This window comes from Pantoea sp. OVA07A (assembly GCF_019969975.1).
GTDB classification, from domain to species: domain Bacteria; phylum Pseudomonadota; class Gammaproteobacteria; order Enterobacterales; family Enterobacteriaceae; genus Pantoea; species Pantoea agglomerans.
This window is the reverse complement of the sequence record NZ_JAHXYM010000001.1, coordinates 365897-379178: the sequence shown is the minus strand read 5'-3', so window position 1 is coordinate 379178 and position 13282 is coordinate 365897. Positions and strand designations below refer to the sequence as shown.

Here is a 13282-nt window from a genome sequence, read left to right as displayed (position 1 = left end):
TATGACCTCACTTGTCACACTCGATAATGTTTCGATAAAGTTTAACCAGCGCAATGTGTTATCCGGTGTCAGCCTGGCACTGCAGCCTGGCCGCATCCTCACCCTGCTGGGTCCTAACGGTGCCGGAAAATCAACGCTGGTGCGTGTGGTGCTGGGACTGCTCGCTCCCACCACCGGTAGCGTTAAGCGTGATCCTGGACTGCGAATTGGCTATGTGCCACAGAAGCTGCACATCGACCCGACCCTGCCGGTGACGGTTGAACGCTTTATGCGTCTGACCCGTGGCAGCAAAAACGCCGAGATCCTGCCGGCACTGAAACGCGTGCAGGCGGGTCACCTGCTCAACGCCCCGCTGCAAAAGCTTTCCGGTGGTGAAACCCAGCGTGTGCTGCTGGCGCGCGCTCTGCTGAATCAGCCTCAATTGCTGGTACTCGATGAGCCTACTCAGGGTGTGGATGTGAATGGTCAGGTGTCACTCTATGACCTTATCAATCAGTTACGTGTTGAACTGAACTGCGGCGTACTCATGGTCTCCCACGATCTGCATCTGGTGATGGCCAAAACCGACGAAGTGCTCTGCCTTAACCATCACATCTGTTGTTCCGGCACCCCGGAAGCGGTATCGCAGCATCCGGAATTTATCGCCATGTTTGGTCCGCGCGGCGCGGAGGAGCTGGCGATTTATCGTCATCATCATAATCACCGTCACGACCTTCAGGGACGTATCGTTTTACGCAAAGGACAGGGTCCATCATGATTGAGTTGTTATTACCGGGCTGGATAGGCGGTGTGATGTTAGCGCTGGCTGCCGGTCCGCTGGGATCGTTTGTTGTCTGGCGCAAGATGTCCTATTTCGGCGATACCCTGGCGCATGCCTCTCTGCTTGGCGTGGCATTTGGCCTGCTGTTTAACGTGAATCCTTACTACGCGGTGATTCTGGTCACGGTCTGCCTGGCGCTGGGACTGGTCTGGCTGGAGCGTCGTCCACATCTGGCTATCGATACCCTGCTGGGGATTATGGCGCACAGCGCGCTGTCGCTGGGCCTGGTGGTGGTCAGCCTGATGAAGAACGTTCGCGTCGATCTGATGGCTTATCTGTTTGGCGATCTGCTGGCGGTGACGCCAGACGATCTCTGGATGATGGGTGGCGGCGTGGTGATCGTGCTGCTGGTGATGGCGTGGCAGTGGCGGTCGCTGCTGTCGATGACCATCAGCCCGGAACTGGCACAGGTGGACGGCGTCAATATCCAGCGTACCCGTCTGATCCTGATGCTGGTCACGGCACTGACTATCGGAGTGGCAATGAAGTTCGTGGGTGCGCTGATTATCACCTCACTGCTGATTATCCCCGCTGCGACCGCTCGTCGCTTTGTGCGTTCACCGGAAGGCATGGCGGCCGTCGCCGTAGTCATCGGGGTGATTGCCGTCACCGGCGGCCTGACCTTCTCCGCCTTCTACGACACCCCTGCCGGGCCGTCAGTGGTGCTCTGCGCCGCCATCCTGTTTATTTTCAGTATGGTCCGGAAACCAGCAGTCTAATTACTCTTCGCGCGTAATGCCGAAGTGACGATAAGCGTGCTGCGTGGCCATCCGGCCACGCGGTGTGCGCTGAATGAAGCCCTGCTGAATCAGGAAGGGTTCAATCACATCTTCGATGGTTTCGCGCTCTTCACCAATGGCAGCAGCCAGGTTATCCAGCCCCACCGGCCCACCCATAAATTTGTCGATGATCGCCAGCAGCAGTTTACGGTCCATATAATCGAACCCTTCGCTGTCTACGTTAAGCATATCCAGCGCGCTGCAGGAGACTTCACCGCTCAGGTCACCATTTGCCCGCACTTCGGCGAAGTCACGAACGCGGCGCAGCAGGCGGTTGGCGATACGCGGTGTGCCGCGGGCGCGACGGGCGATCTCTAACGCCCCTTCGTCACTCAGCGCCAGACCCAGACAGGCGGCGCTGCGGCCCACGATGTGCTGCAAATCTTTAACCTGGTAGAACTCAAGCCGCTGCACAATGCCAAAACGATCGCGCAGCGGCGAGGTCAGCGAGCCAGCACGCGTAGTGGCGCCAATCAGGGTAAACGGCGGCAGATCGAGCTTGATTGAGCGCGCAGCCGGGCCTTCGCCGATCATGATATCCAGCTGATAATCTTCCATCGCCGGGTAGAGTATCTCTTCCACCACCGGTGAGAGGCGATGGATTTCATCGATAAACAGGACGTCATGCGGTTCAAGGTTGGTCAGCATCGCCGCCAGGTCGCCCGCCTTTTCCAGCACCGGACCTGAAGTAGTGCGAAGATTAACGCCCATCTCGTTGGCCACGATGTTCGCCAGGGTGGTTTTACCCAGTCCCGGCGGACCGAAGATCAGCAGATGATCGAGCGCATCGCCGCGCAGTTGCGCTGCCTTGATGAAAATCTCCATCTGCTCACGCACCTGCGGCTGACCGACATACTCGGTCAGCATCTTCGGGCGAATAGCGCGGTCAATAACCTCTTCTTCGCTGATACTGGCAGCGGAGATCAGGCGGTCGGCTTCTATCATGACTTACCTCAAATGGCGGCGCGTAGCGCTTCGCGGATCAGGGTTTCGCAATCCGCATCCGGTCGACCGACTTTACTGATCATACGGCTCGCTTCCTGCGGTTTATAACCCAGTGATACCAGCGCTGCAACCGCTTCGGCTTCCGCATCATTGGTTTCCGGCTCGGCGCTCGGCGTGGTCAGCGTAAACGCAGAATCGCCGCCAAACAGGTCGCCGTGCATTCCTTTGAAGCGGTCCTTCATTTCGACCACCAGACGCTCAGCCGTCTTTTTGCCCACGCCTGGCAGTTTCACCAGTGACGCGATCTCCTCTTTCTCGACAGCGGTCACAAACTGCTGCGCCGACATGCCGGAGAGGATCGCCAGCGCCAGCTTAGGTCCGACGCCATTCACTTTAATCAGTTCGCGAAACAGCGCGCGCTCCTGCTTGCTGTTAAAACCAAACAGCAGCTGAGCATCTTCACGCACCACAAAGTGGGTAAAAATCACCGCTTCGTGCTGAAGTTCAGGCAACTCATAAAAACAGGTCATGGGCATATAAATTTCATAGCCGACGCCGTGTGCCTCAAGCAGCACCAGTGGCGGCTGCTTTTCCAGAATATTGCCCCGTAAACGACCTATCACCTGAACGCTTCCTTAACTAACGAATGTGGCGGATTTTATAACATAAAAAAGGCTGGATGAATATCCAGCCTGTGAGTGCGGCCTGAGCGATGACGGCTAACCTGAGCGTAACCGTCCGCGCGTCAGCACCAGCTTACTGTCACTCATGCGAGCCGCATTCTGAGCCACATGACAGTGCGTAATGGCAATCGCCAGCGCATCGGCGGCATCCGCCTGCGGGTTCGCCGGTAGCTTCAGCAGGGTTCGCACCATGTGCTGCACCTGACTTTTCTCGGCGCTGCCGATGCCAACCACGGTCTGTTTTACCTGACGGGCGGCATACTCAAACACCGGCAGATCGTGGTTTACCGCGGCAACAATCGCGGCACCACGCGCCTGGCCGAGCTTCAGTGCGGAGTCTGCATTCTTCGCCATAAACACCTGTTCAATGGCGAAGAAGTCGGGTGAAAACTGCGTAATGATTTCACAGACGCCCGCATAAATCAGCTTCAGACGGGCGGGCAACTCGGTGGTATTAGTGCGGATACAGCCGCTGCCCAGATAAGTGAGCTGGCGGCCAGTCTGACGAATAACACCATAACCGGTGATGCGTGAGCCGGGATCGATACCCAAGATAATCGACATTACGCCTCTTTGGTTAAAGTGATTACGGCAGACGCCATTACAGCGTTTCCGCTACCTCGTCGGAGATTTCACCGTTGTGATAGACCTCCTGCACATCGTCGCAATCTTCCAGCATGTCGATCAGACGCAGCAGTTTAGGTGCGGTTTCCGCATCCATCTCTGCTTTGGTGGTCGGGATCATTGCCACTTCTGCAGTGTCCGCTTTCAGGCCGAGCGCTTCCAGTGCATCACGCACCGTGCCCATCTCTTCCCATGCGGTGAAGACATCAATCGCGCCGTCGTCATAGCTGACCACATCTTCTGCGCCCGCTTCCAGAGCCGCTTCCATCACCGCATCTTCATCCTGACCCGGCGCATAGGAGATCACGCCTTTTTTGTTGAACAGGTAAGCCACGGAGCCGTCGGTGCCGAGATTCCCGCCGGTTTTGGTGAAGGCGTGACGCACTTCGCCCACGGTACGGTTACGGTTGTCACTCAGGCATTCAATCATGATGGCCGAGCCGCCAGGACCGTAGCCTTCATAGATGATGGTTTCCATGTTGGCATTGTCATCGCCGCCCACACCACGCGCGATAGCGCGATCCATGGTGTCACGCGTCATATTGTTCGCCAGCGCTTTATCCATTGCTGCACGCAGACGCGGGTTTGAGCCCGGATCGCCGCCGCCCAGCTTGGCCGCCGTCACCAGCTCACGAATGATTTTGGTGAAGATTTTGCCGCGCTTGGCATCCTGCGCCGCTTTACGGTGTTTGGTGTTTGCCCACTTACTGTGTCCTGCCATTTTAAATTTTCTCCGATCTTTTACAGGGTGCAGGCTATCCTGCTTGCGAGCCTGTTTACCGTCCGTACGCATACAGGTGACTGACAACCTGAATGCCCCGAGGGCGAGCGTCGCGAAGCATCCTCACGTACAAGCGTACGCTGACGACGTCGCGCGGGCGGTGAACAACCTCACGGTGCCGATTACGCCTGACTGTTCAATATGTTGGTGAAGTCCTGTTAAAACTCACCAGATTCATAAAATTTAATCTATCCGCCGCCGGAATACCGGGCGATGGCGAGCATTCAGATAAATTCTTCAATTGCCTGGCGGTTACTCCATGATCGGGTTAATGCTGCAGCGTCAGCGGGTGCCAGCCAGCGAAACGCCAGATGCTCGGTGAGCATCACATCGCGCTCCGTTGGCAGTTGCAGGCGAAACCAGTGCTCGTGATTATGAGTGACATCAGGGGCGTAGCGATGGCGGAAATGGGGAAAGATTTCAAAGTCGATCTGACGCTGACAATCCTCCACCTCCAGCCGCTCGGCCAGCACGTCGATGCCGATTTCCTCATTCACTTCACGACACGCGGTCGCCAGCGGTGACTCTCCCGCCTCCAGGCTGCCGGTGACCGACTGCCAGAACGTGGGATCGTCACGCCGCTGCAGCATCAACACCCGGCCAGTATCGCGCGCCGAAATGACGACCAGCACTGAAACCGGGTGTTTATAGCCCATTATTTATTCTCAGGCTTTTCTTTTTTAACGACCTGAATGCCGAGCTCCAGCAGGGAAGCCGGATTAGCTTCGCTTGGCGCTTCGGTCATCATGCAGGCGGCCGCCGTGGTTTTCGGGAACGCAATGACGTCACGAATATTATCGGTGCCGGTCAGCAGCATGGTCAGACGATCCAGACCAAAGGCCAGGCCCGCATGCGGTGGCGTACCGAACTTCAGCGCATCCAGCAGGAAGCCAAACTTCTCACGCTGCTCATGCTCTTCGATACCCAGAATGCTGAACACCGTCTGCTGCATTTTGCCGTTGTGGATACGCACTGAACCGCCGCCCACTTCATAACCGTTGATCACCATGTCGTAGGCATTCGCCACGGCACGGGTTGGATCGGCGGCCAGCTCTTCTGCGCTCATCTCTTTTGGCGCCGTGAACGGATGGTGCATCGCAGCCAGACCGCCCTCTTCGTCCTCTTCGAACATCGGGAAGTCGATCACCCATAGCGGTGCCCAGGCTTTCTCATCAGTGATGTTCAGCTCGCGGCCCACTTTAAGACGCAGCGCACCCAGTGCATCCGCGACCACTTTGGCGCGATCGGCACCAAAGAAGATAATGTCGCCATCCTGAGCACCGGTGCGACTCAGAATGCCTTCTACAATCTCCGCATTCAGGAATTTGGCAACCGGGCTCTGCACGCCTTCCAGGCCGTCAGCACGGACGTTAACCTTCATCCACGCCAGACCTTTGGCGCCGTAAATCTCCACGAACTTGCCATATTCATCAATCTGCTTACGGCTCAGCTGTGCACCGGTCGGCACGCGCAGCGCGGCAACACGGCCCTTTTCATCGTTAGCCGGGCCAGAGAAGACCTGGAACTCCACGTTTTTCAGCAGGTCGCCGACGTCCACCAGCTCCATCGGGTTACGCAGATCCGGTTTATCTGAACCGTAGCGATGCATTGCTTCCGCAAAGGTCATTTGCGGGAACTCGCCGAGATCAACGCCCTGCACGTCCTGCCACAGATTGCGGATTAAACGCTCCATGATTTCACGCACCTGTGGCGCGGTCATAAAGGAGGTTTCCACGTCGATCTGGGTAAATTCTGGCTGACGATCGGCGCGTAAATCTTCGTCGCGGAAGCATTTAACGATCTGATAGTAGCGGTCAAAACCGGACATCATCAGCAGCTGTTTAAACAGCTGAGGTGACTGCGGCAGCGCATAGAATTTGCCTTTATGTACCCGGCTTGGCACCAGATAGTCACGCGCGCCTTCCGGCGTCGCTTTGGTCAGCATCGGGGTTTCGATATCCAGGAAACCTGCGTCATCCATAAAGCGACGAACGAAGCTGGTGATTTTTGCGCGGGTTTTCAGACGCGTCACCATCTCAGGGCGGCGCAGATCCAGATAGCGGTATTTCAGGCGCGCTTCTTCGCTGTTGGTCTGATTCGAGTCCAGCGGCAGTGGCTCAGAGCGGTTAATAATGGTCAGTGCCTGGGCAAACACTTCCACTCCACCGGTCGCCATGTCGCTGTTTTTGTTCTTCTCATCACGCGCACGTACGGTACCGGTGATCTGGATACAGAATTCGTTACGCAGTTCAGAAGCCAGCTTAAATGCGTCCTGGCGATCGGGATCAAAAAACACCTGCACGATGCCTTCACGGTCGCGCATATCGATAAAAATCAAACTGCCCAGATCGCGACGGCGGTTTACCCAGCCGCAAAGCGTGACTTGCTGACCCACATGAGACAGATTGAGCTGTCCGCAATATTCTGTACGCATAACACTATCCTTTTAACTTCGCCGCTGCATCTGACAGCATCCGGCCGCGTTACCTGTTGCGATGCTGTCGCAAAAATGGCGGTCATTATAATGGAAAAAGCCAGACAGGATAAGCAGATCCGCGCCAAAGCACCGATTTCCTGTGTGCATTTGCCCCCCAGCCTGACCATAGCAGATAATGGGGTATCTTAATCTGCAGCCAGGAGCGCGCGTGACACTTCGTATTGGCCTGCCCCAGTGGCAGCATTCACACTGGAAACGCTGGGGCATCGAAAGCCTGGCGGACTATGCCCGCTATTTCCATTGTGTAGAGGGAAATACCACGCTCTATGCGCTGCCGAATCCGGAAACGGTGATGCGCTGGCGCGATATGACGCACGATGCATTTCGCTTCTGCTTTAAGTTTCCCAATACCATCAGCCATCAGGCAGCGCTGCAGCACAGCGATGACCTGCTGACCGATTTCCTGCGCCTGATGGAGCCGCTGGCCGATCGCATCGGTCAGTACTGGCTGCAACTGCCTGCCAGCTTCTCCCCGACGCAGCTCGACGACCTGTGGCGCTTTCTCGACAGCCTGCCGCGCCGTTTTCACTACGGCGTCGAAGTCCGCCATCCCGCTTTCTTCGCTAAAGGGGATGCCGAACGGGCCCTGAATCGCGGCCTGCTGGCGCGCGGCATCAATCGCGTGATGCTCGACAGCCGTCCGGTTCACGCCTCTACCTCGCAAAGTCCGGCCGCGCTGGTGGCCCGCGCGCAGAAGCCCCGGGTGCCGCCTCATGCATTGCGAACCGGCTCACAGCCGATGGTGCGGTTTATCGGCAGCGATAGCCTGGAAGAGAGCGTGCCGCTGTTTCAGATCTGGCGAGACAAGCTGACGGAGTGGCAGCAACAGGGTGACGCCATGCTGTTTCTGCACACCCCCGATATGGGCCAGGTTTTTCCGCTGGTGCAGGCGCTGTGGCCGCAGTTGCAGGAGATCGATCCGGCTATAGGCAATGGACCGGACTGGCCGCAACAGACGTCACTGTTTTGATTCCTGCCCAGGACAGCGGGCTATGCGCCCGTTAGAATAGAAGCATTATGGACAGTCGCAGGGGTGGCTATGGTTAGCGCGTTATATGTGGTGATGGGTGCATTACTGGTGATGAAATTCACGCTGGACGTGGTCCGCTATCGCCGATTCTACCGTGTGGCGTATGGCGATGGCGGCTACCACGACCTGAAAATGGCGATTCGCATTCACGGCAATGCCATCGAAACCATTCCGCTGGCGCTGTTCCTGCTGGTAATGATGGAGATGAACGGCGCCGATATCTGGATGGTGCATCTCACGGGTCTGCTGTTCTTTATCAGTCGCCTGCTGCACGCCTGGGGTTTGCGCAGCAGCGCAATGGCAGGCCGCAAATATGGCATGCTGCTGACGCTGTTTTCCCTCTGCGGCATGGTGATTTTTAACCTGATCTATATGCCGTGGGAACTGGTGCTGACGCTGCATTAAGCTGGCCTGGGTTAAGGGGTGCAGCCCGCCCCACTTTCTGCGAGAATAGCGCCCTTTCCGTCGTCTCTTCGGATTTTCGATATGTCTGACCGCGATCAACTCTTCTCAGCGCCCATTGCAAAACTGGGCGACTGGACTTTTGACGAGCGTGTAGCTGAAGTCTTTCCTGACATGATTCAGCGCTCGGTGCCGGGCTACTCCAACATCATTTCGATGATTGGCATGCTGGCAGAACGTTTTGTTACCCCGGACAGCAAGGTTTATGACCTGGGCTGCTCGCTGGGCGCGGCCACCCTGTCGGTGCGCCGCAATATTCAGGTGCCGGGTTGCCAGATCATCGCAGTGGATAACTCCCCGGCGATGGTGGAGCGCTGTCGTCGCCATCTTGATGCGTTTCGCGCGGACACGCCGGTAACGGTGCTGGAAGCGGATATCCGCGACATTGAGATTGAGAACGCCTCTCTGGTGGTACTCAACTTTACGCTGCAGTTTCTGGAACCACCTGCGCGTCTGGCGCTGCTGGAAAAGATCTGGCAGGGACTGAAACCGGGCGGCGCGCTGGTGCTGTCAGAAAAATTCAGTTTTGAAGATGCCGAAGTCGGTGAGCTGCTGTTTAACATGCATCACGACTTCAAGCGCGCCAACGGCTACAGCGAACTGGAAATCAGCCAGAAACGCAGCATGCTGGAAAATGTGATGCTGACTGACAGCGTTGAAGCTCATAAAGCCCGTCTGAAACAGGCCGGTTTCTCGCACGCCGAACTCTGGTTCCAGTGCTTTAATTTTGGATCTCTGGTGGCGTTGAAATGATCGACTTTGGCCGTTTTTATCAGCAAATTGCGGTGGGACCGCTGGCGAAGTGGCTGGAAGTCTTACCGGCGCAAATCAGCGAGTGGCAGCGTGAAAACCTGCATGGGCACTTCCGCGACTGGTACAAGTCGCTGGAGTATCTGCCGCTGCTGGAGCCTCAAAAACTTGACCTGCTGCACAGCGTTACTGCCGACCGCGATGACATCAGCGATCGCCATCGTCAGGGTATTGAGAAATTACTGCGCAACCTGATGCCGTGGCGTAAGGGGCCCTATTTCCTTTATGGCACCCACATCAACACCGAATGGCGATCTGACTGGAAGTGGGAGCGCGTGCTACCGCACATCTCTCCGCTGGCCGGCCGCACAGTGCTCGATGTGGGCTGCGGCAGTGGCTATCACATGTGGCGGATGATTGGCGCGGGTGCCCATCTGGTGGTTGGCATCGATCCAATGCAGCTATTCCTGGTGCAGTTCGAAGCGGTGCGTAAGCTGCTGAACGACGATCGCCGGGCGCATATGCTGCCGCTGGGCATTGAGCAGTTACCGGTGTTGCAGGCGTTCGATACGGTGTTCTCGATGGGCGTGCTCTATCATCGCCGTTCGCCGCTCGATCACCTGTTACAGCTTAAGAATCAGCTGGTCAGCGGTGGCGAACTGGTGCTGGAGACGCTGGTGATTGAGGGCGATGTGAATCAGGTGCTGGTGCCCGGTGAGCGATATGCGCAGATGCGCAATGTCTTCTTCATTCCCTCAGCTGAAGCGTTGAAAAGCTGGCTGGAAAAAAGCGGCTTTGTCGATGTCCGGATTGTCGATTTCGCCCTCACTACCACTGAAGAGCAACGCCGTACTGACTGGATGACCAGCGAGTCTCTGGCTGAATTCCTCGATCCCGATGACCCCAGCAAAACGGTCGAGGGCTATCCGGCGCCTCTGCGCGCCGTGCTGGTCGCCACCAAACCGTAATGCCCTAGCGGCGAGACAACGCCAGTTTCGCCGCAAATCCTATAAAAACGCAGCCGGTCAGGCGATCCATCACCTTCAGCACCCGCGGTTTTCGCAAATGACCGGCGAAATAGTGGCTGCCGCCAATCAGTACCGCATTCCAGATCAGCCCCAGCAGCATGTGTGCCAGCGCCATCAGACTACACCAGAGCGCCACCGACGCCCCCGCCGGGATAAACTGTGGCAAAAAACTCACATAGAAGATGCCCACTTTGGGGTTTAGCAGATTGCCCAGCAGCCCGCGGCTTAAGCAGGCAAGATAGCCCTGTTGCAGCGCCGGTTGTTGCGTGTCGATTGCTGTCTGGCGGGGTTTCAGCAACAATTTCAGCCCCAGATAAAGTAACCAGGCGGCACCCAGCCACTTAAGCAGGTTATAGGCCATTTCGGAGGCCAGCAGCAGCGCGCCTAATCCGAATCCCACCGCGACACCCCAGACCAGACAGCCGAGCGTGATACCCAGTGCCGTCACGCTGGCGCGCTTTGCGCCCTGAGCGACTGCTGAGCGCAGTACCAGCGCGGTATCAAAGCCCGGCGTCAGCGTCAGTATGGTGATGGCAAACAGAAATGAAAACAGCGTGGTGGTCATGGCGTTCTCCCTGGAGGTAACAGCCGGTCAGCAGCGTATGGGTGTCCTGCCAGCGTAACAGGCCCGTAGAATTATCTCACCCTTGTCACTCTCCCTGTTCGTCAGCGTGTGCCAGGCTAAGGGCGGTTTAACTTCATATTAAGGAGCTGTGATTATGAGTAAATTTATCTTCTCTTCACCCCGTAAATATGTGCAGGGCGCGGGCGTGCTGGACGAGCTGGGCCCCTACGTGGCCGAACTGGGTGATAACGCTTTCCTGGTCGCGGATGATGTCGTCTGGAAATTGATTGGCGAACGCGCCCAACAGGCGCTGCAAAAGGCGGGCGTTACCTTCAACTGGCACCCGTTCAACGGCGAGGCGTCGAGCAATGAGATCACCCGCCTTAGCCAGCTGGCAAAAAGTCAGGGCTGTAATGTGGTTGTCGGACTGGGCGGCGGCAAAACGCTGGACACCGTTAAGGCGGTGGCGGATGAGCTGAAGCAGCCGGTAGCCATCGTGCCTACTATCGCCTCCACCGATGCCCCCTGTAGCGCCCTATCGGTCATCTATTCTGATAGCGGCGTATTTGAGAGCTATCGCTTCTACAGTAAAAATCCTGATTTGGTGCTGGTGGACACCGCCGTCTGCGCCAGTGCGCCAGCACGACTCTTTGCCTCCGGCATTGCCGATGGACTGGCGACCTGGGTTGAAGCGCAGGCGGTGGCGCGTTCGCATTCAAAATCGATGGTCAATGGTGATCCGACAATTGCCGGACTGGCGATTGCCCGTGCCTGTGAAGAAACGCTGCTTACATGGGGTTACAGCGCCTATGTTGCCGTCACCCAAAAACGAGTGACGCCCGCCGTGGAAGCGGTGGTTGAGGCGAATACGCTGTTATCGGGGCTGGGCTTTGAAAACGGAGGGCTGGCAGCTGCGCACGCTATTCATAATGGGTTCACCGCGATTGATGGTGATATCCACCATCTGACCCATGGCGAGAAAGTCGCCTACGGCACACTGACGCAGATGGTGCTTGAGAAGCGTCCGGATGAGGACATTGCGCGCTATATCCGCTTCTATCGCTCGATCAACATGCCGACCACGCTCCGGGAGCTGCATCTGGAAAATGAGAGCTGGGAGAATCTGGTCAAAGTGGGTGCACTGGCGAACAGTGAGGGCGACACGCTGAAAAACCTTAATCCAAACCTTTCACCGGAAGATATTGCAAACGCCCTGCTGGCGCTGGATGCCTTTAGTCAGACGGTTAAATAACCACCCGACAGGCGATCATCCGATCGCCTTTTACTCCGCCGCCGCCGGCTGGTCCCAGTACTCATATTTGTAGGCGGAACTGAGATGGCGCTCAATAGTGCCGCGCGTGAAGATTTCGGTCTCGTGCAGATAGCTCAGGGTACAGTTACCCACCTGATCCCAGGACTGACACTCATCTACTGACCGGATGGTGCTCAGCGGTGTGGTCGCCGTGCCGTTGAGCCGCACTTCACGCCATTGGGGATCGTAGGTATAACTGTCGGTGCTGCGGGCCGATGTGGTGCGGGTCACCAGACCTTGCGGATTCCAGTGGTAATGATTTTCACCGTTGGTCAGGGGATCGCTGCCGCGTGCCACGCTCTTCTCCAGCCGGAACTGCCGATCATAAAGGTAAGTCGTGTCGGTAAAGCCGCTTTTACCCATGCTGGTAAACCTGTCGGAGGCGCTGGTAATGTTGCCATGCTGACCTTTCTGCCAGTTAATCGTCCCCTGTCGGTTATCGACCACCACCTCTTTGCCCTCTTTCAGCACTTTTACCAGATACGCATATTCCGCCACCCAGCCGCCCTGCACGCGGGCAATGTGTTGCTCCATGCTGAGAATAACGTTGCGCTCACTTTTGTCATAGCTGACGTCGGCAACCGTCAGATCGCCACAGGCGTCAAACTGCCCCAACACCCGCTTTTGCGAGTTCACATCTTTACCAAACTCGCCCGCAACCACCTGCTTGACCGCGCCTTTCGCATTCCCGCCCAGCAAAATCAGGTTATTGCTGTTAGCCACAGCAATGTTGTTCGGGCTACATGCGCTGGCGGCAGCGCTGCCACTGCAGAGAGCAGTCAGGATCAGAGTCAGGACAGCAATCGGATTGGGTTTCATAGGATCTTTTCCAGGCGACGTTGCTTTCAGTGTAAACGCTGCGGTGATGAACAGCGGCAATCTGTGAAGATTTCAGCCTGCATCGCCCTTTAAGAACCGAAGAGGCGACACGGCATCAGCATAACGAAGAAAGCGAGTGATTACTTTGCTGCCGGGCCTGAAAGTCCTGGATGACATGTAATGATTA

Annotated in this window: 15 protein-coding genes; 7 read left to right on the top strand and 8 right to left on the bottom strand. The window is 56.8% G+C overall.

The window, feature by feature from the left end; genetic code table 11:
* The first annotated feature begins 1 nt into the window (after position 1).
* Both znuC and znuB read left to right on the top strand, forming a co-directional pair.
* On the top strand, positions 2-757 hold the full coding sequence (gene znuC / locus LC417_RS01715) for a zinc ABC transporter ATP-binding protein ZnuC (RefSeq protein ID WP_022625516.1): 756 nt from the start codon (positions 2-4) through the stop codon (positions 755-757).
* Positions 754-1539 (top strand): zinc ABC transporter permease subunit ZnuB, encoded by a 786-nt coding sequence (znuB, locus tag LC417_RS01710; protein WP_010258643.1) that lies wholly within the window; start codon positions 754-756, stop codon positions 1537-1539. Before znuC ends, znuB begins: the two co-directional genes overlap by 4 nt.
* On the opposite strand, the gene ruvB is transcribed toward znuB, so the two are convergent.
* From ruvB to aspS, 6 genes are all read right to left on the bottom strand, one after another.
* The gene (gene ruvB, locus LC417_RS01705; protein WP_010258640.1) at positions 1540-2544 is read right to left on the bottom strand and encodes a Holliday junction branch migration DNA helicase RuvB; all 1005 of its coding nucleotides are present in this window, start codon (positions 2542-2544) and stop codon (positions 1540-1542) included. It abuts the gene before it with no gap.
* A gap of 8 nt (positions 2545-2552) precedes the next feature.
* Positions 2553-3167 (bottom strand): Holliday junction branch migration protein RuvA, encoded by a 615-nt coding sequence (ruvA, locus tag LC417_RS01700; protein ID WP_010670803.1) that lies wholly within the window; start codon positions 3165-3167, stop codon positions 2553-2555.
* A gap of 96 nt (positions 3168-3263) precedes the next feature.
* Positions 3264-3791 (bottom strand): crossover junction endodeoxyribonuclease RuvC, encoded by a 528-nt coding sequence (gene ruvC, locus LC417_RS01695; RefSeq protein WP_003849205.1) that lies wholly within the window; start codon positions 3789-3791, stop codon positions 3264-3266.
* A 37-nt stretch (positions 3792-3828) separates the two neighbouring features.
* Positions 3829-4572: a YebC/PmpR family DNA-binding transcriptional regulator gene (locus LC417_RS01690; protein ID WP_010258633.1), complete on the bottom strand. Its 744-nt coding sequence runs from the start codon at positions 4570-4572 to the stop codon at positions 3829-3831.
* Positions 4573-4856: 284 nt separating this feature from the next.
* A complete protein-coding gene (gene nudB, locus LC417_RS01685) occupies positions 4857-5288 on the bottom strand; it encodes a dihydroneopterin triphosphate diphosphatase (protein WP_010258628.1) in 432 nt (143 codons plus the stop codon).
* Entirely contained in the window at positions 5288-7066 is a 1779-nt protein-coding gene (gene aspS, locus LC417_RS01680) for an aspartate--tRNA ligase (protein WP_201499469.1), read from the bottom strand. The genes nudB and aspS overlap by 1 nt, the downstream gene beginning before the upstream one ends.
* 211 nt (positions 7067-7277) lie before the next feature.
* Between aspS and LC417_RS01675 the strand changes: the two genes are divergently transcribed.
* From LC417_RS01675 to cmoB, 4 genes are all read left to right on the top strand, one after another.
* On the top strand, positions 7278-8099 hold the full coding sequence (locus LC417_RS01675; RefSeq protein ID WP_201499470.1) for a DUF72 domain-containing protein: 822 nt from the start codon (positions 7278-7280) through the stop codon (positions 8097-8099).
* Positions 8100-8168: 69 nt separating this feature from the next.
* Positions 8169-8564 carry an MAPEG family protein gene (locus LC417_RS01670; RefSeq protein WP_010258617.1) on the top strand — a complete coding sequence of 132 codons (396 nt, stop codon included), beginning with the start codon at positions 8169-8171 and terminating at the stop codon, positions 8562-8564.
* Between the two features lie 81 nt (positions 8565-8645).
* Positions 8646-9374, top strand: a complete 729-nt coding sequence (gene cmoA, locus LC417_RS01665; RefSeq protein WP_010258614.1) for a carboxy-S-adenosyl-L-methionine synthase CmoA — start codon at positions 8646-8648, stop codon at positions 9372-9374.
* Positions 9371-10339, top strand: a complete 969-nt coding sequence (cmoB, locus tag LC417_RS01660) for a tRNA 5-methoxyuridine(34)/uridine 5-oxyacetic acid(34) synthase CmoB (protein WP_010258611.1) — start codon at positions 9371-9373, stop codon at positions 10337-10339. The genes cmoA and cmoB overlap by 4 nt, the downstream gene beginning before the upstream one ends.
* Positions 10340-10343: 4 nt before the next feature.
* On the opposite strand, the gene LC417_RS01655 is transcribed toward cmoB, so the two are convergent.
* The gene (locus LC417_RS01655) at positions 10344-10964 is read right to left on the bottom strand and encodes a LysE family translocator (RefSeq protein WP_223565379.1); all 621 of its coding nucleotides are present in this window, start codon (positions 10962-10964) and stop codon (positions 10344-10346) included.
* 154 nt (positions 10965-11118) lie between these two features.
* On the opposite strand from LC417_RS01655, the gene LC417_RS01650 reads away from it, so the two are divergent.
* Complete coding sequence (locus tag LC417_RS01650) at positions 11119-12216, top strand: glycerol dehydrogenase (RefSeq protein ID WP_033772007.1); 1098 nt, start codon at positions 11119-11121, stop codon at positions 12214-12216.
* A gap of 30 nt (positions 12217-12246) precedes the next feature.
* On the opposite strand, the gene LC417_RS01645 is transcribed toward LC417_RS01650, so the two are convergent.
* Complete coding sequence (locus LC417_RS01645) at positions 12247-13095, bottom strand: hypothetical protein (protein ID WP_223565378.1); 849 nt, start codon at positions 13093-13095, stop codon at positions 12247-12249.
* Positions 13096-13282: the final 187 nt, after the last annotated feature.